We start from the raw sequence: 16865 nt of genomic DNA, 5'->3' as shown, positions 1-16865 counted from the left end.
TCGAGTTCGGACGAGGAGAGCGGTCACAGTGCAGCGCTGGCGTGGCTTGGAGGACATCCCCCAGGACTGGGGACGCAGCGTCGTCACCATCGGCTCCTACGACGGCGTACACCGCGGGCACCAGCTGATCATCGGTCGCGCGGTCGAGCGAGCCCGTGAGCTGGGCGTGCCGTCGGTCGTCGTGACGTTCGACCCGCACCCGAGCGAGGTCGTGCGCCCCGGCAGCCACCCCCCGCTGCTCGCCCCGCACCACCGCCGGGCGGAGCTGATGGCGGAGCTGGGCGTGGACGCACTGCTGATCCTGCCGTTCACCCAGGAGTTCTCGAAGCTCTCGCCGGCCGACTTCATCGTGAAGGTGCTGGTCGACAAGCTGCACGCACGGGCGGTCATCGAGGGCCCCAACTTCCGTTTCGGGCACCGGGCGGCCGGCAATGTGGCGTTCCTGTCCGAGCTCGGTCGGACCTACGACTACGAGCTCGAGGTCGTCGACCTGTACGTGAGCGGCGAGGCGGGCGGTGGTGAGCCGTTCTCCTCCACGCTCACCCGGCGGCTCGTGGCCGAGGGCGGCGTCGAAGGCGCCGCGGAGATCCTGGGCCGGCCGCACCGTGTCGAGGGCGTCGTGGTGCGCGGGGCGCAGCGCGGCCGCGAGCTCGGCTACCCGACGGCGAACGTCGAGACGCTGCCGCACACCGCGATTCCCGCCGACGGCGTGTACGCGGGCTGGCTGACCGTGGAGGGCGAGAAGATGCCCGCCGCGATCTCGGTCGGCACGAACCCGCAGTTCGACGGCACGGAACGGACGGTGGAGGCGTACGCCATCGACCGGGTGGGCCTCGACCTGTACGGGCTGCACGTCGCCGTGGACTTCCTCGCGTACGTGCGCGGCCAGGAGAAGTTCGAGTCGATCGAGGCGCTGCTGGAAGCCATCGGGGCGGATGTGAAGCGTTCGAGCGAGCTCATCGAGGTGTACGAGGCGAAGGCGCAGGGGCGAGCCCAGTAGCCCTGCGGGGCTCGCGTGCCTCGCAGGCCCCGCGCGCCCTCTGCCCGTCAGGCCTCGGCGGCCTCGGTGGCCTCGGTCCCGGTGACGCGGGCCGCCGCCCAGTGGCAGGCGACCTGCGCCTCGTCGCCGCCGTTCAGGACCGGCAGGAGCGTCGCACGGCAGTCCGCGGCGACGCCCGCACGCTCGGCCTCACCGGAGGCGAGCACCTGGCAGCGGGCGTGGAAGCGGCAGCCGCCGGGGACGCGGGACGGGTCCGGGGGCTCGCCGGTGAGCACGACCGGTGTCTCGCCGGACTCCGGCAGCACGGACAGCAGGGCGCGCGTGTAGGGGTGCTGAGGGTTCGTCAGTACCTTCTCCGCGGGACCGGTCTCCACGATCCGGCCCAGGTACATCACCGCCACGCGGTCCGCGATGTTCCAGGCGAGACCGAGGTCGTGGGTCACCACCAGCGCCGAGAGCCCGAGTTCGTCGCGCAGCGACAGGAGCAGGGCCAGGATCTCCCCCCGTACGGAAGCGTCCAGCGAGGCCACCGGCTCGTCGGCGACGATGAGTTCGGGTTCGAGGACGAGCGCGCCGGCGATGACGACGCGCTGGCGCTGGCCGCCGGAGAGTTCGTGCGGGTAGCGCAGGAAGAACCGCTCGGGGGGCCTGAGCCCGGCCCGCGAGAGTGCTCCGGCGACCGCCTCGCGCTCGTCACCCGCGTAACCGTGGATCCGCAGGCCTTCCGCCACGGCGTCGTACACGGTGTGACGCGGATTCAGCGAGCCGCTCGGGTCCTGGAGTACGAGCTGGACGCGCTTGCGGTACGCCTTGAGGGAGCGCGAGCCGTAGTCGAGGGGCACGCCGCCGAAGGTGACCTGGCCGGAGGTGGGCGGGACGAGGCCGAGGAGGGAGCGGGCGAGCGTGGTCTTGCCGCAGCCGGACTCGCCGACGAGCGCGACGATCTCGCCGGGGCGGATGTCGAGGTCGACGCCGTCGACGGCCCGTGCGGTGGCCGCGCCACGCCGCCCGGGGAAGGCGACGTGGAGTCCGGCGGCGGAGAGGAGTGGGGTGGCGATGCTCATGTCTGGCTCCGGGGCGGATGGGCGCGTGGGCGGGTGGCCGGGTCGGTGGAGTGGGGGAAGGGTGGTGGCCGGCGGTGCGGGGCGGTCGCGGGTCCGCCGAAGCCCCGCGCGGCGGCGAAGTGCGCGGTCCCAGTGAGCCTCTGTGCGGCGGGCGGCAGGTGGCTCCGGGGGGAAACGCGTCCGCACGTCGGCCTGCAGCAGCTTCGGGGAAGGCCCCGCGCGGTGGCCGGCAGTGGCTCCGAGGGGACGGCTCCCCTCCTCAGCGGCAACCGGCGCACCCGCCCAAGGCCCCCGCTCACGCCAACGGCGGTTCCGGTACCGCCGCCTGCGCCGGCACCGCCGCCCCCACCCGCACGCACGCCGCTCGCCGCCCCGCGCCCGCCTCCCGCAACGGCTGGTCCTCCGTCCCGCACTCGTCGAGGGCGACCGGGCAGCGCGGGTGGAACGTACAGCCGGGCGGCAGCGCCGACGGGTCCGGGGGGTCGCCCGGCAGGCCGCGCGGGGCCCGGCGGGAGGCCGGGTCGCCGATGCGGGGGAACGCCGCCGACAGGGCCAGTCCGTACGGATGCTGCGCGTCGGTGAAGACCTGGTCGGCCGGGCCCTCCTCGACCACCCTCCCGGCGTACATCACCGCGAGCCGGTCGCACGTGTCGGCCAGCACCGACAGATCGTGGCTGATCATCAGCAGGCTGATGTCCTTGTCCGCGACCAGCCGCTCGATCAGCCGCAGGATCTGCGCCTGGATCATCACATCCAGCGCCGTCGTCGGCTCGTCCGCGACGATCAGCCGCGGATCGCACGCCAGCGCCATCGCGATCATCACGCGCTGCCGCTGCCCGCCGGACAGCTCGTGCGGATACGCGTCGGCGCGCCCGGCCGGCAGCCCCACCTGCTCCAGGAGTTCGCCGGTCCGCCGCCGCGCCGCGGCCGCGGTCGACTTGCCGTGCAGCAGGACCGGCTCCGCGATCTGCTCCCCGATCCGGTGCACGGCGTTCAGGGAATGCATCGCGCCCTGGAAGACGATCGAAGCCCCCGCCCACCGCACGGCCCGCAGCCGTCCCCACTTCATCGAGAGGACGTCCTCACCGTCGAGCAGGATCTCCCCGCTGAGCCTGGCCGACGCGGGGAGCAGCCGCAGCAGCGCCAGCGCCAGCGTCGACTTTCCGCAGCCGGACTCGCCCGCGACGCCGAGCTTCTGACCGGCCGACAGCGTCAGGTCCACACCCCGTACGGCCCGTGTCCCGGCCCCGTACGTCACGTGCAGGTCCTTCACTTCCAGCAACGGGCCCTGTGCGCTCATCGGGCCGACACCCCCAGCTTCGGGTTCAGAACGGACTCCACCGTGCGCCCGCACAGCGTGAACGCCAGCGCGACCACCGCGATGGCGATGCCGGGCGGCGCCAGGTACCACCAGTGCCCGGCCGACACCGCGCCCGCCTCCCGCGCGTCCTGGAGCATGCCGCCCCACGAGACGACGTCCGGGTCGCCCAGGCCCAGGAAGGCGAGCGTCGCCTCGGTCAGGATGGCGTTGGAGATGCCGAGCGTGGTCTGGGCGAGGACCAGGGGCATGACGTTCGGCAGGACGTGGCGGCTCATGATGTGCCCGTGGCCGCCGCCGAGCGCCGTAGCCCGTTCGATGTACGGACGCGACTCGACCGCCAGGGTCTGCGCCCGCACCAGCCGCGCCGTCGTCGGCCAGCTCGTGACGCCGATCGCCAGGATCACCGTCCACACACTGCGCGACATCACCGTCGCCAGCACGATCGCGAGCACCAGCGTCGGCATCACCAGGAACCAGTCGGTGATCCGCATGACCACCGTCGAGAACCAGCCGCCGAAGTGCCCGGCGAGGATGCCCACGAGCGTACCGATGGCCACGGACAGCGCCGCAGCCATCAGCCCCACCGTGAGGGAGATCCGCGCACCCCAGATCAGCAGCCCCAGCAACGAGCGCCCGAACTGGTCGGTCCCGAGTGGGAATGCGCCGCTGGGCGACTCCAGCGCCGCACCCGGAGCGTTCGTCACACTCTGTACGTCGCTGCCGACGAGCAGCGGCGCGGCCAGCGCCACCAGTGCGATCACGGCCAGGGCGCCGAGCCCGAAGAGGCCCGCCCGGTGTGTACGGTACGAGCGCCAGAACCGGGCCACGGAGCTGCGGCGCCGCGCCCACGCGAGGGACGAGGCGGTCTGGGCGGCAGTAGTCGGAGAGGTCATCGGCCCACCCGGGGATCGAGCAGCGGATAGAGCAGGTCGGCGAGGAGATTCATCACGATCATCGCGCCCGCGAAGACCACGAAGAGTCCCTGCACCAGTGGCAGATCGGGCACGCTCAGCGCCTGGTAGAAGAGCCCGCCGAGCCCCGGCCAGGAGAAGACCGTCTCGACGAGGATCGAACCGGCCGCCACATGTCCGAGGTTGATGAAGACCATGGTGACGGTGGGCAGCAGGGCGTTCGGTACGGCGTGGTGGCGCCGCACCAGGTCGTCGCGCAGCCCCTTGGCGCGCGCCGTCGTCAGGTAGTCGCTGCCCATCTCGTCGAGCAGCGAGGCCCGCATGACCAGCAGCGTCTGCGCGTACCCGACCGCCACCAGGGTGACGACGGGCAGCACCATGTGGTGCGCCACGTCGGCGACGTACGCGAAGCCGGTCTCGCCGCCCGTCTCCATGCCGCCCGTGGGGAACATGCCGGGGATCGGGCCGATGCCCACCGAGAAGGTGATGATCAGCAGCAGTCCGAGCCAGAACGACGGCACGGACCACAGGGTGAGGGCCACGCCGGTGCTGACCTTGTCCCCGAGCCGGCCGTGGTTCCACGCGGAGCGCGTGCCGAGCCACAGGCCGAGCGCCGAGTAGATGACGACGGCGACGCCGGTCAGCAGCAGGGTCGCGGGCAGCTTCTCCGCGATCAGCTCGCCGACCGGCGCGTGGAACTGGTACGAGACGCCGAGGTCGCCGCTCAGCGCCTTGGCGCAGTAGTCCGTGAACTGCTGCCACACCGGCAGGTCGAGCCCGAACTGGCGTCGCAGAGAGGTCAGTTGTTCGGCCGACACCTGACGACCGTGCGTCATGGTGCGCACCGGGTCGCCGGGGATGATCCGGAAGAGGAAGAAGCTGGTGACGAGTACGGCGAACAGCGACACGGCAGCGCCGCCGAGCTTCCCGGCGACGTACAGCAGATAGGCACGGGCGGAGCGGGCGCGGGGGCCGGACGGCCCGGTCTTCACCGGGACCGGGCCGTCGGCCGCACCCTCCGCGAGGGGGGTGGTGCTTGCAGTGCTCATGGACTACTCACGGTCTTCCGCGGTGGAGCGGCGGCGCATGACGACGAAGACCCCGAGCCCGGCGGCGAGGACGACGGCCGTGCCGATGCCGATGAGGAGACCGGTGGAGGAGCCGCTCCCGCCGGAGGTGTCGTCGACCTCGGTGGGCACGGCGGACCACCAGCTCCAGTAGCCGTCCTGGCCCCACAGATTGCCGCCGGACTCGGGCATTGTCGTGATCGCCCTGATCTGGTCGGTACGGTACGCCTCGACCGCGTTCGGATACGCCATGACATTCATGTATCCCGTGTCGTACAGCCGCGACTGCATCTGCTGGACGAGGCCCGCGCGCTTGGCCTCGTCGTACTCCGCGGTCTGCTTCGCGTAGAGCTCGTCGAACTTCTTGTCGCAGATGAAGTTGTCCGTCGCACCGGTGTCCTTGGGCGTGGACGGCAGCGCGGCGCACGTGTGAATGGAGAGGACGAAGTCCGGATCGGGGTTGACGGACCAGCCGTCGAAGGCCAGGTCGTACTCGCCGGCCAGCCACGGGTCGGAGACGTTGTCGAGGCAGTCGACCTTCAGCCCGATGCCGAGGTCGCCCCACCACTCCTGCATGTACTTGCCGATGGCCTTGTCGTTCGGGTCCGTGGCGTGGCACAGGATGCGGAAGTCGAGCGGCTTGCCGTCCTTGCCGACGCGCTTGCCCGCCTTGTTCTTCTTGTAGCCCGCCTCGTCGAGGAGCGCGGCCGCCCTGGCCGGGTCGTACGCGACCTTCTGGTCGGCCGTCGGCTTCCAGTGGTACGCCGAGAAGCGCGGCGGGATGTAGCCCTCGCCCTCGACGGCGTGCCCCTGGAACACCTTGTCGATGATGGCCTTGCGGTCGGTGGCGGCGAAGAGCGCCTGGCGCACCTTGGGGTTCAGCAGCGCGGGGTGGCCGTCGCCGAACTTCTTGCCGTCCTTCGACCTGGCGCCCGGATTGGTGGCGAGGGCGTAGAAGCGGCGGCCCGGGGCGTCGTTGACCTTGATGTTCTTGGCCTTGGCGAGGGACGCGGCCTGGGCGGGGGTGAGGTTCGCCGCGAAGGACACCTCGCCCTTCTGGAGCGCGGCGACGGCCGCGTCACCGTCCTTGTAGTACTTCAGTACCAGCTCGTCGAACTTCGGGGCGCCGCGCCAGAACTTCTGATTCGGCTTGAACTTGACGTACTGGTCGACCTTGTAGTCCGTGAGGACGAAGGGCCCGTTGCCGACGACCGGGAACTTCTTGTCGTTGTTGAACTTCGAGAAGTCGCCGACTTTCTCCCACTCGTGCCGGGGGAGGATCGGCACGTCGAGCGCGGCCATGGTGGCCTGCGGCTTCTTCAGCTCGATGACCAGCCGGGTGGGGCTGGGCGCGGTGACCTTCTTGAAGTTGGCGACGAAGCTGCCGTTGGCGGTGGCCGCCCCCTCGTCCTTCATCATCGTGTTGAACGTCCAGGCGGCGTCCTCCGCGGTGGCCTGCTTGCCGTCGGACCACCTGGAGTTCTCACGGATGGTGTACGTCCACGTGAGCTTGTCGGGTGACGGCTCCCACTTGGTGGCGAGACCCGGGATCGCGTGGTTGTCCTTGGCGTCGTAGTTCGTCAGGTTCTCGTAGATCAGCCGGTGGACGGTGGTGGAGACCAGGCGCTGGGCCAGGAACGGGCTGAGGGAGTCGACGCTCTGCGACACGGCGACGGTCAGCGTCCGCGAGCCGTCCGCCCGCGCCTGGGCCGGGGCGGGATTCAGCGGGGTCGCGGCTCCGGCGGCCAGGGCCAGGGCGGTGGCTCCGACGGCGAACAGCGTACGGATTCGGGGGGAGGGCCGGGCATTGCGCGGAACTGTTGTGGTGTCCATGGGACGTTTGACCTCGCGTCATCACTCGCACGGAGAAGGCGTGTTGATCACTGATGTCCAGCTGGTGAAGCGAAGGTCTACCAGCGCCGGTCCGGCCGCGTCAACGATGTCCGAAACCCCGTGTGTACTGCGGGAATAGCAGACCGAACGACAAAAGGCGCGCACCGCGGAAGCGGCGCGCGCCCTCATTGGTCTACACCCTTGTTGCCTTACTGGTGAGGGTCTGGCGGAGACTGTGAGCGCCCGCGGGGCGTGCGTGATCCGGTTTGGTAATTTGGGCGGTTCCACCATCTGCTTCTCGGGGGACCCCCTTCATGAGCCAGCCCTGGCAGCCCCAGTACAACCCGGGCAACCAGCCACCCGTACCCCAGCAGCCCCCGGGGCCCCCGCAGGGGTTCGGCGCCCCGCCGCCGGCCGCGCCGGGACAGTTCACGCCGCAGCCGGTCTATCCCCACCAGGGGCCGCACGGGCCGCAACGGAGGTCGGGCAACCCGGTGGGCGCGTTCTGCCTCGGCTTCCTCGCCTCGGTAGTCGTCTCGCTGGTGTACAGCGGCATCGTCTACGCCACGTACCGGGACCAGTCCGAAAACACGGTCTATGTCCTCTACGTGCTCCACGCGCTCGTCAACGGAGCCGCCGTCGGCGCACTGGTCGGTCTGGTGGGCCACCGGCGGACCGGCGCCCACATCTGCGGCGCCGTCGTGGCCGTGCTCGGTGCCTTCTTCGGCTTCACGAACGCCGTGGTGTTCGTGACCATGGACGCCGGAATGTACGCCTTCCGGAACATGATGCAGGCCGACGCCCTGATCCCGGCCAAGGCATGGTGGGGCAACGGGGGCGACAGCTGGCCGATCAGCCTGCTCGGCCTCGTGGTCGCCGCGGCGGCGGCCTGGGGTCTCGCCCACCTGGTCGGCAGAAACCGCCGCTGACCACCGTTCGTACGCTACGGAACCGACTTCGCCCCGCCGGATCTCGTCCGGCGGGGCGAAGTGCTGTCACGGCACCGGCACTCAGGTCAGGTCGAACTCACCGTCGCGCGCTCCGAGTACGAAGGCCCGCCACTCGGCTTCGGTGTACCGCAGGACTGTCTCCGGGTCCAGGGACGAGCGCATCGCGACGGCCCCTTCGGGCAGGTACGCGATCTCGACGCGCTCCTCGTTCTCGCTCGTGTCGGGCGCGCTGTGCCACTCGACGCCGGAGATGTCGAGGGCGTACAGCTTGTCCTTCTCCTGTGCGCTCCCCATCAGTCAAACTCCCTTTCGGCAACGGCAGGACGTCGTTCCCGCATTTTAGGCCGACGTAACCTGCCTCGCGCATAAGCACCTTGTAGTAACTCACCCGCACGGGGGACGGGCTCGGGGTGCTACTGCGTCCAGCCGGGGCCGGGCTGCTGCGGGTTCTGCGGCTGGGCCGACGGCTGCTGTTGCCAGCCCTGGCCCTGCGGGGGCTGCTGCTGGCCCGGCTGCTGCCAGCCCTGGCCGGGCGGGGGCGCGGCGCCGGGGTGCTGCTGGGGCGCGTAGCCCTGCGGGGGCTGCTGCTGGGGGACCTGCTGCTGGGGGACCTGGTGCTGCGGGGCGAAACCCTGGCCCTGCTGGGTGCGGGCGATGTCCTCGGCGACGAGGGCCGCGATGTGGAAGTACGCCTCACGGGTCTTGGGACGCATCATGTTCAGGTCGACCTCGGCACCGGCCGCGAGGTGTTCGTCGAAGGGCACCACGACGACGCCGCGGCAGCGGGTCTCGAAGTGCGCGACGATGTCGTCCACCTTGATCATCTTGCCCGTCTCGCGGACGCCGGAGATCACGGTGAGCGACCGCTGGACGAGGTCGGCGAAGCCGTTCGCCGAGAGCCAGTCGAGGGTCGTCGAAGCGCTGCTCGCACCGTCGACGGACGGCGTGGAGATGATGATCAGCTGGTCGGCGAGGTCGAGGACTCCGCGCATCGCGCTGTAGAGCAGTCCGGTGCCCGAGTCGGTGAGGATGATCGGGTACTGCCTGCCCAGGACTTCGAGCGCGCTGCGGTAGTCCTGGTCGTTGAAGGTCGTGGAGACCGCCGGGTCCACGTCGTTGGCGATGATCTCGAGCCCGGACGGCGCCTGCGAGGTGAAGCGGCGGATGTCCATGTAGCTGTTCAGCTGCGGGATCGCCTGCACCAGGTCACGGATGGTGGCGCCGGTCTCGCGCCGTACCCTTCGGCCGAGCGTTCCGGCGTCGGGGTTGGCGTCGATCGCGAGGATCTTGTCCTGCCGCTCGGAAGCGAGGGTGGCGCCGAGCGACATGGTCGTCGTGGTCTTGCCGACGCCGCCCTTGAGGCTGATCACGGCGATCCGGTAGCAGGACATCACCGGCGTACGGATCAGCGCCAGCTTGCGCTGCCGCTCTTCCTCTTCCTTCTTGGCGCCGAGCTTGAAGCGCGACGGCCCCGAGTTGTTCTTACGGGCCTTCGGCTGGTTGCGCAGCAGCCGGTCGGAGGAGAGCTCGACGGCGGCGTTGTAGCCGAGCGGGGTACCGGGAGCCGCCTGCTGCTGGGGGGCGCCGGCCTGCGGTCCCGCGGGGGCGGTCCAGCCCTGGGAGCCGTAGGCGGGGGGCTGCTGCTGCGGTGCCTGCTGGGGGGCGTGCTGCTGCGGGGGCTGCTGGTACTGGGGCTGTTGGGCCTGCGGCTGAGGCTGCGGCGATGGTTGCGGCTGCTGGTGCTGCTGAGGCTGTGCGGCCTGCTGCGGAGGTACGGGCTGCGCGACCTGCGGGTAGCCGTAACCCGCCTGCTGCGGCGGGTAGTTGTAACCCTGCTGCGGCTGCGGCTGCGGCTGCTGCGGGTGTACGGGCTGGGGCTGGGGCTGTGCGGCCTGCTGCGGGTACGCCTGCTGCGGCTGCTGCACGGGCTGCGGCTGCGCGGCCTGCGGTGCCTGCTGCTGGGGTTGTTGCTGCTGCGGATGCGGATGCGGCTGCTGCTGCGGGTAGCCGGGTGCGGCGCCCTGGCCGCCCTGCGCGGGGTACCCGGGGTGCTGCTGCTGTTGCGGTACGGGCTGCTGCTGGGCCTGCGGCAACGGCTGGGCCGCGCCGAACGTGCCCTGCGGAGGGACCTGGTACTGCGGCTGCGGCTGCTGGGGGAAGGGCTGGGGGTAGCCGTATCCGGCGGCCTGCGCGGCCGCGGCCTGCGGGTCCGGCTGTCCCGCCTGCTGCGGCACACCCTGGACGGGCTGTGCGGGCTGGTAGCCCTGCGGCAGCGGCGGAAGCTCCTGGGACCCCTGCGGCGCGGGCTCACTCTGCGGCTGGACCTGCGCGGGCTGCTGGGCTTCGGGGGCGGCGGGCGCTGCTGCCGCCGGGGCGGCGTCGGGCTCGTGCCCGGCCTCGCCACCGCTGTCGCCCACGGCATCGGCGGAGACCGCGGCACCGGCCTCGGCGTCCGTCGCGGCGTCGGCGTTGTCGTCGCCATCGCTGCCGGACGCGGCGCCGGAGCCACCCGTCGCCGTCTCGTCGCCGTGCGCTTGCGCCGGCTCGTCGTCGTCCGCACTGCCGAACAACGCTGCCGCCTCGGCGTCGGCGGCGGCGTAGTTGGGCTCCGGGACCTGCTGCTCGGGAGCCTGCTGCTCGGGGACGTCCGTCCCCGGGGCGGCGGCCTGGGGCTGGTCGTCCTGCGCGCCGTCGTCGATCGGGCGCAGTACGGGGAAGCCGGGAGCCGGGGCCGGTGCCTGCGCCTGGGGAACGGCGGCCGGGGCCGGCTGGGCCGGCGCGGGCCGCTGCGGGTAGCCGTAACCGCCGGACGTGTCCTGTGCCGGTTCCGGCGCGGAGGGCGCGGGCTGCTGCGGGGCCGCCGGGGCGGGCTGCTGCGGGTACCCGTAGCCACCCGAGGTGTCCTGAGCCGGTGTCGGCGCGGAGGGCGCGGCCTGCTGCGGGGCCGCCGGCGCGGGCTGCTGCGGGTACCCGTAGCCACCGGACGTGTCCTGAGCCGGTGTCGGCGCCCCGAACGCGGCCTGCTGCGGGGCCGCGGGCGCGGGGTGCTGGGGGTATCCGTACCCATCCGGCGCCTGCTGCTGGGGGTAGCCGTAGCCACCGGCCTGCTGAGGCGCGCCGGGCCCCTGCTGCTGCGGAAACCCATAGCCGCCCGTGCCGTACTGGTTCGCCTGCGGCGCGCCCTGGGCGTACGGCTGCGCCTGAGCGGGAACCTGGGGCGTCGGCGGTTCCGGCTGGGCGGGGCCACCCTGACCCAGCGGCGGTCCGGTCGGCGGCGGCGGGGACGCGGGTCCGGCGTCACCCTGCCCGCCCTGCGCGGAACCACCCCGCGTGCTCTGGTCGTACCAGGCAGGAGGCTCGTAGACGATTTCGAACTCGCCGGTGAGATCCAGCTCGCGGTCGTCCCCGTCCGAGGACTGGCCGTCGCCGTGGTACTCGGACCGATCCCTGTTCACTGCTTTGCCTCCTGGTCAGCAACTGCTGCTGGCGTCGTCGCGGTCGGGCGGATGGGGTGGCGCGTCCTACGCGGCTGCGACGTTCACCGCATCACCAGAAGACTAATCTTTCGCCCCACGGTACGGAAAAGCGCCCTTGCGTGCGGACCGGGCCCCCGATTCCCCCGGCGCCCCGCCCGTCCGACGCCCGCCCACGACGCCCGGCCGGGCCCTCAGTCCAGGCGGCGGGCCATGCCGAGCAGACCCGTCTCCGCGTCCGTGGGCTCGGTCATGACGTACTTGCGATGCTTGCGGGTGCACCACAGGGCGACATTGTCGGAGAGGGTCGGCAGCATCTCGAGATGCTCCGCCGGGATGCCGAGCGTCTCCCGCACGACATCGGTCTCCTGGGGCGAAATGCGCTGGATCCCGACCAACTGCGCCTGCGCCAGCCAGCGCGGCGCGTGCTCCCCGACGAACGGCAGCACGGTCACCACGGCCTGCCACGGCAGCGACGTCACCCGCCCGCGCGGCGGACGCACGCCGCAGTCGCGGATCAGTACCACGGGGCTGGAGACGGAAGGGCCCTGTGCGGGCACCCGTCCCACCGGATAGACCGTCATGCACTGCTGGCCCCCGCCCGCCGCCTGGGCGAGCTGCTGCCACGCCTGCGGACGGCCGGTCTCGACCGCTACCCGGGCCCCCGTCGCGGCCGAGCGAAGCGCCAGTACCTGGGCGATCCACAGGCCGCCCACGACGACGACGTCGAAGGGCGTGGGACGGGCCAGGCCGAGCACCGCCGGCTGGGACTGCGTGTCCGTGCCGATGATGACGCCGTCGTCGCCTATCGGCATGCTGATCGCCGCGATCTCCTCAGCGGTCACGACATGACGGTTACGGCGCGGTCCGCGCAGCCCGAACCCCGGGCTGAAAATGCGGCGTTGCTGCTGCGGAGTCTCCGGCCGGATGATCGGGATCAGGCCGGTGTCGGTGGGCGAGGCCACGTGCGCCGGGGTGCGTGCGGGCTCCTGGCCGCGCTGCCCCGGGTTCATGGTCGGCGTGGGGTAGGACATCAGGACGTACCTCCGAGCGGCAGGGTGGCGAGTGCTCCGGGGACCTGTTCCCGGTCGAGGCGCACCAGGCCGACCTTCGACGCGCTCGCGGCGCGCTCCAAGTCCCGCCTGACCTGCCCGAGTTCGTTCTCGCCCCGGCCGGTGATGCGCACGTGCCCGGTGACGGAGATGCCGCGGTTGCCGGCCTTGCTCAGGGTCATGCTGAACGTCGTCGCGAGGACGGGCAGCGAGGTGAACTGCGTGATGAGCCGCGGCAGGGCGACGCCGCCGTCTCCGAGCTGCGGCCAGCGGGAGATCCAGTACGTGGAGTGCCACCGGTCGTCGACCCGCCAGCTGCGTACCGACTCGACCGTACGCCGCTGTGCCGGCCGCCCGTCCTGACCCCGCTGGGCGTTGGCCCGCGGGTTGAGGCAGCTCGACGTCGCGAGGGCCTGTACGAGTTCGCTCTCGTCCAGGATCGTCGCCTGGAAACCGGCTCCGGCCAGGCGGCTCGCCAGCTGGTCCGCGACGCGCAGCAGCGCGCGTTGGGCGCCGGGGACGCCGTCGCCGCGTGCCTCCACCGCCTCGGGGCACAGCTCCGGGTCGAGCTTGAGTGCGACCCAGGTGAGCCGGAGCGCGGGGGATCCGGCGTGGGCCTGGAGAGGCCCGTACGACCGTGCGGCGACGGACTGCTGCGGCAGGTGCGGCGCTGGCGCCGGCTGGGTGTGCTGCACGACCTGCGCGGAGGCGAGCCGGATGCCGTCGACCTCGAGGGCGTCCTGGACCAGCTGGAGCGGCAGTTGACGCCCGGCGGCCCCGGGGCGCAGCGGCTCGTCGCCCGGCTGGACGAAGAGCACGGCGGTCAGGAACGACCCGTCGCCGATCATGCCGATCGAGCGGTCGTCACGGGAGACGAAGGTGTACGTCCGCAGGGCGGAGTCGCACTCCACGGTCGGGGCCAGCAGCGGATCCGTACCGGGCGGGACGGGTGCCTTGGCCTCGCGCCGGCGGCGCTTGAGGGCGCGGGTCGTCTCGTACCACTCGGGCAGCGGCCGGTGATGCCGGCGCACGATCGCGAGGAGCAACAGCAACGCGGCCACGGCACCGGCCGGGGCGAGCAGCCAGCGCTCGGAGGTGACCCAGGCGGCCAGCATGACGGCCGCCGCCAGCTCGACCAGGATGAGCTGCTGGAGCCGCAGCGGGCCCATGCCGCCGGGGTGAGGCAGCGTGCGCGGCGCCGCGGAGTTGCCGGCCGCGGGAGCCGGAGCCGGGGCGGCTCTGCGGCCACGGCCCGGTTGCTGCTGTGCGCGGCGTCCGCGCCGAGTGCTCGTAGCGCTGGTCATCCCCCGGGACATCCCTTTCGCGAAAGTGGTGGCCGTCGTCGGCGCGGATCCCGCTGTACGGATCCCGGCGACTGGCCTGGGGCCACAATTGCCCACGTCAGTTGTGCGAGTGGTCACGGTACCCGTTGATGAACACGGGGCGACACAGGTGCCGGGCTACGAACATGGCACAGGCCTGTGAAGATGCGGCGGGGACCGCGCACCTGGTGGATCACGGTCGCGCGGCGCAGTGCATAGTAGGTGGCCTGTTCGGCAGAAGCAGCCTCAAGCATTCGCACGACTACGCACGACTACGCACGACTACGCACGACCAAACGGGAGAGCCAGGACCATGGCAACGCGTCGGGATGAGCTCGCCGCCTATACGTTCGCTCGCAAGCGCACTGTCGCAGCGTTCCTGGCACCTTCGCCCGGGGGCTCCGACGAAGGTGCGCCGCGCCCAATTCGCACTGTAATGCCCAGCCTGGGCGTGGGTGTTGTACTGGTGATCGGCTTCATCGCCTGGGGTGTGCTCAAGCCGTCGGCGCCGAAGGGCTGGGACACTCCCGGCCAGCACATCATCGTCGACAGCGACTCCACCACGCGCTACGTCGTCATCCCGGACGAGGCCGCGAACGGCAAGCAGGTCCCGACGCTGCATCCCGTCCTCAACTACGCCTCCGCCAAGCTCCTTCTGGACAAGGGCAAGGGCAGCGTCATCGAGGTCCCCGGCAAGGACATCGACAAGAGCGGCATCCCGCACGGCGCGACGCTCGGCATCCCGTACGCCCCCGACCGGCTGCCCACCAAGGAAGACGCCGAGAAGGTGAAGACGTGGGCGGTCTGCGAGCGCCCGGCGCCCGGCTCGAACACCTCCATCGACCGCGCCGTCTTCGTCCTCGACGACGACGACGCGAAGTCGGTCGCGAACGCCGGGAAGGTCGACGCGAGGGAGGCGCTGTACGTCGTCGATTCCAAAACGAAGCTGGCGTACCTGGTCGACGGCAAGGGCAACGCGTTTCTGCTGGGCGGCACATCGGGTCTTGACGACACCGAGATGGAGCAGCTGAGGGCCGCGGTCATCGGCACGGCGTCCGAGCCGCAGCCGGTGAGCACGGAGTGGCTGCAGACCCTCAACCTGGGCGGCGCTATTGCGTTCCCGACGGTGCCGGACATCGGTACGCAGACCGAGGTCGAAGGGCTTCCCGCCGAGGCGGGGACGGTGGGCCGGGTGCTCAAGGCGCAGGACGCCCAAGGCGATCGGTACTACGTCGTACTGAAGGACCGGGTCGCGGCCATCACGCCGTTCGTCGCCAATCTCCTTAAGCATTCACCGTCCGCCGAGGTGGCGTACGGAACAGACGATCCCACCGACATCAAGGCCAACACCTCGGACATCATCGCGGCCAATCAGGGCCCGGCGAAGACCTTCTATGCGGACAAGGGCTGGCCGCAGACGGTCCCGAAGCAGGCCAACCCGGTGGCGACGGCGGCCAGTGCGGCCCAGAACACCTCGTGCAGCGTCTACAGCGGCAACATCGGAGCGGACAAGAAGCCGAAGCTCGCGGCCTGGGCAGGGACGACGTACCCCAAGAAGGTCATCGCCGACTCGCTGAACGCGTACGTCTCTTCGGGCTCGGGGCTACTCTTCCAGGAGGTCACCGGCTCGGCGCAGGGCGGTGGCGCGACGTACCTGCTGACGGACACGGGCCTGCGCTACTCGCTGCCGGCGAACAACGATAGCGCGGCGGACAAGAACGGCTCCGCTTCCTCGTCGTCCGAGTCGTCGGGGGGCGAGGCGAGCGAGACCGACAAGGCGCGCACGCGGCTGGGATACGAGAAGGTCGCGCACCCCGCGATCGTGCCGCAGACGTGGGCGGAGTTCATTCCGAAGGGGCCGATGCTCGACACCGGCAGCGCGGCGCAGCCGCAGAGCCAGTGACCCTAACGGGCGTATATGCAGCGGGACTTGGTGTTGTCGATCACAGTGCTGTCGCGCATGTGTGTGAACTCTGTAACTGATAACCGTCACATGTGGATGTGTGACTGACGGGCGATAGAGTGTTTGCAGCGCTCATTGATGTGACGCTCATCCGGGGAGTGGCACAGGCTTCCCGGACCATCAACGACATGGGGGAAGGTTCACCATGGCCGGGCAGTTTCGGGTAACAGAAGATGAGCTGACCAGGCTCTCGGGTCAGATCAGCACGGTGAATGGGCAGATCCAGGGCGAGATCCGCCGTCTCAGCGGAGTGATCGACCAGGTCGCGGGTGGCTGGCAGGGCCAGGCCGCCAAGTCGTACCACGAGCTCCAGAACCGGTGGAACGAGGACGCCAAGAAGATGAGCGACATCCTCAACGACATCAAGGAAGCCGTGGACTCCACGCGGAGCAACTACACCGCGTCGGAAGAGCAGCAGAACGCTGAAGTAAGCAAGATCATGTCTGACTTCGGCTGATCCGCTCTCACTGACTTCCCCATTCCTCTTCCTGAAAGGGAGCGACGATGTCGATTCTCGTCAATTACGCCACCATCACCAACGCGTCCACGGACGTGAAGAACACCGCCGGCCGCATCAAGCAGCAGCTCGACGACGTCGAGGCCGCTGTCCGGCGCGTCGCCACCACCTGGGAAGGTGAGGCGCAGGAGGGATACCAGCGCAAGCAGCGCGACTGGGACAAGACCGCGGCCAACCTGCACGCGACCCTGATGAAGATCGCTGCGGCGCTGCAGAGCTCGGCCGAGAACTACCAGGCCACTGAGAAGAGCAACGCCAACACCTGGGGCTGATCCGCACCGAGGTGAGACGAGATGGGCCGGCCCGGCGGACGCCATGGCGTCAGCTGGGCCGTCCCACTTCTGCACAACAGCCAACGCAGCTACAGCAGCTCAAGCTTCGACAACGAAGCA

The 16865-nt window shown here is 70.8% G+C and carries 14 protein-coding genes; 5 read left to right on the top strand and 9 right to left on the bottom strand.

The window, feature by feature from the left end; all coding sequences use genetic code 11:
- The first annotated feature begins 28 nt into the window (after positions 1-28).
- Entirely contained in the window at positions 29-1000 is a 972-nt protein-coding gene (locus ACWIHY_RS31820; protein ID WP_454379583.1) for a bifunctional riboflavin kinase/FAD synthetase, read from the top strand.
- A gap of 47 nt (positions 1001-1047) precedes the next feature.
- Here the strand turns inward: ACWIHY_RS31820 and ACWIHY_RS31815 are convergent, their stop codons facing one another.
- The 5 genes from ACWIHY_RS31815 to ACWIHY_RS31795 all read right to left on the bottom strand — a co-directional run bounded on the left by ACWIHY_RS31815 (position 1048) and on the right by ACWIHY_RS31795 (position 7196).
- Positions 1048-2064 (bottom strand): ABC transporter ATP-binding protein, encoded by a 1017-nt coding sequence (locus ACWIHY_RS31815; protein WP_454379581.1) that lies wholly within the window; start codon positions 2062-2064, stop codon positions 1048-1050.
- 295 nt (positions 2065-2359) lie between these two features.
- Positions 2360-3364 carry an ABC transporter ATP-binding protein gene (locus ACWIHY_RS31810; RefSeq protein WP_454379579.1) on the bottom strand — a complete coding sequence of 335 codons (1005 nt, stop codon included), beginning with the start codon at positions 3362-3364 and terminating at the stop codon, positions 2360-2362.
- The gene (locus ACWIHY_RS31805) at positions 3361-4278 is read right to left on the bottom strand and encodes an ABC transporter permease (RefSeq protein WP_454379577.1); all 918 of its coding nucleotides are present in this window, start codon (positions 4276-4278) and stop codon (positions 3361-3363) included. Before ACWIHY_RS31805 ends, ACWIHY_RS31810 begins: the two co-directional genes overlap by 4 nt.
- Entirely contained in the window at positions 4275-5345 is a 1071-nt protein-coding gene (locus ACWIHY_RS31800; RefSeq protein ID WP_454379575.1) for an ABC transporter permease, read from the bottom strand. The genes ACWIHY_RS31805 and ACWIHY_RS31800 overlap by 4 nt, the downstream gene beginning before the upstream one ends.
- A 3-nt stretch (positions 5346-5348) precedes the next feature.
- Positions 5349-7196, bottom strand: coding sequence for an ABC transporter substrate-binding protein (locus ACWIHY_RS31795; protein ID WP_454379574.1), 1848 nt, complete (start codon positions 7194-7196; stop codon positions 5349-5351).
- 314 nt (positions 7197-7510) lie between these two features.
- Here ACWIHY_RS31795 and ACWIHY_RS31790 point away from each other — a divergent pair, with 314 nt between their 5' ends.
- Positions 7511-8125, top strand: coding sequence for a hypothetical protein (locus ACWIHY_RS31790; RefSeq protein WP_454379572.1), 615 nt, complete (start codon positions 7511-7513; stop codon positions 8123-8125).
- An 81-nt stretch (positions 8126-8206) separates the two neighbouring features.
- Here ACWIHY_RS31790 and ACWIHY_RS31785 read toward each other — a convergent pair whose 3' ends face one another.
- The 4 genes from ACWIHY_RS31785 to eccE form a co-directional block, all read right to left on the bottom strand.
- Positions 8207-8440 (bottom strand): DUF397 domain-containing protein, encoded by a 234-nt coding sequence (locus tag ACWIHY_RS31785; RefSeq protein ID WP_454379570.1) that lies wholly within the window; start codon positions 8438-8440, stop codon positions 8207-8209.
- Positions 8441-8559: 119 nt separating this feature from the next.
- Entirely contained in the window at positions 8560-11601 is a 3042-nt protein-coding gene (locus ACWIHY_RS31780) for an SCO5717 family growth-regulating ATPase (protein WP_454379569.1), read from the bottom strand.
- A gap of 212 nt (positions 11602-11813) precedes the next feature.
- Positions 11814-12653 carry a hypothetical protein gene (locus tag ACWIHY_RS31775; RefSeq protein ID WP_454379567.1) on the bottom strand — a complete coding sequence of 280 codons (840 nt, stop codon included), beginning with the start codon at positions 12651-12653 and terminating at the stop codon, positions 11814-11816.
- On the bottom strand, positions 12653-13975 hold the full coding sequence (gene eccE, locus ACWIHY_RS31770) for a type VII secretion protein EccE (RefSeq protein WP_454379565.1): 1323 nt from the start codon (positions 13973-13975) through the stop codon (positions 12653-12655). Before eccE ends, ACWIHY_RS31775 begins: the two co-directional genes overlap by 1 nt.
- 331 nt (positions 13976-14306) lie before the next feature.
- Between eccE and eccB the strand changes: the two genes are divergently transcribed.
- The 3 genes from eccB to ACWIHY_RS31755 all read left to right on the top strand — a co-directional run bounded on the left by eccB (position 14307) and on the right by ACWIHY_RS31755 (position 16745).
- Positions 14307-15896 carry a type VII secretion protein EccB gene (gene eccB / locus ACWIHY_RS31765; protein ID WP_454379564.1) on the top strand — a complete coding sequence of 530 codons (1590 nt, stop codon included), beginning with the start codon at positions 14307-14309 and terminating at the stop codon, positions 15894-15896.
- Between the two features lie 205 nt (positions 15897-16101).
- The gene (locus ACWIHY_RS31760) at positions 16102-16413 is read left to right on the top strand and encodes a WXG100 family type VII secretion target (RefSeq protein WP_454379562.1); all 312 of its coding nucleotides are present in this window, start codon (positions 16102-16104) and stop codon (positions 16411-16413) included.
- Positions 16414-16460: 47 nt separating this feature from the next.
- Positions 16461-16745: a WXG100 family type VII secretion target gene (locus ACWIHY_RS31755; protein ID WP_454379560.1), complete on the top strand. Its 285-nt coding sequence runs from the start codon at positions 16461-16463 to the stop codon at positions 16743-16745.
- Positions 16746-16865 lie beyond the last annotated feature (120 nt).

The organism is Streptomyces sp. NPDC055287 (genome assembly GCF_053646035.1).
Note: the sequence above shows the minus strand (reverse complement) of the source record. Positions and strands in the feature narration are given on the sequence as shown.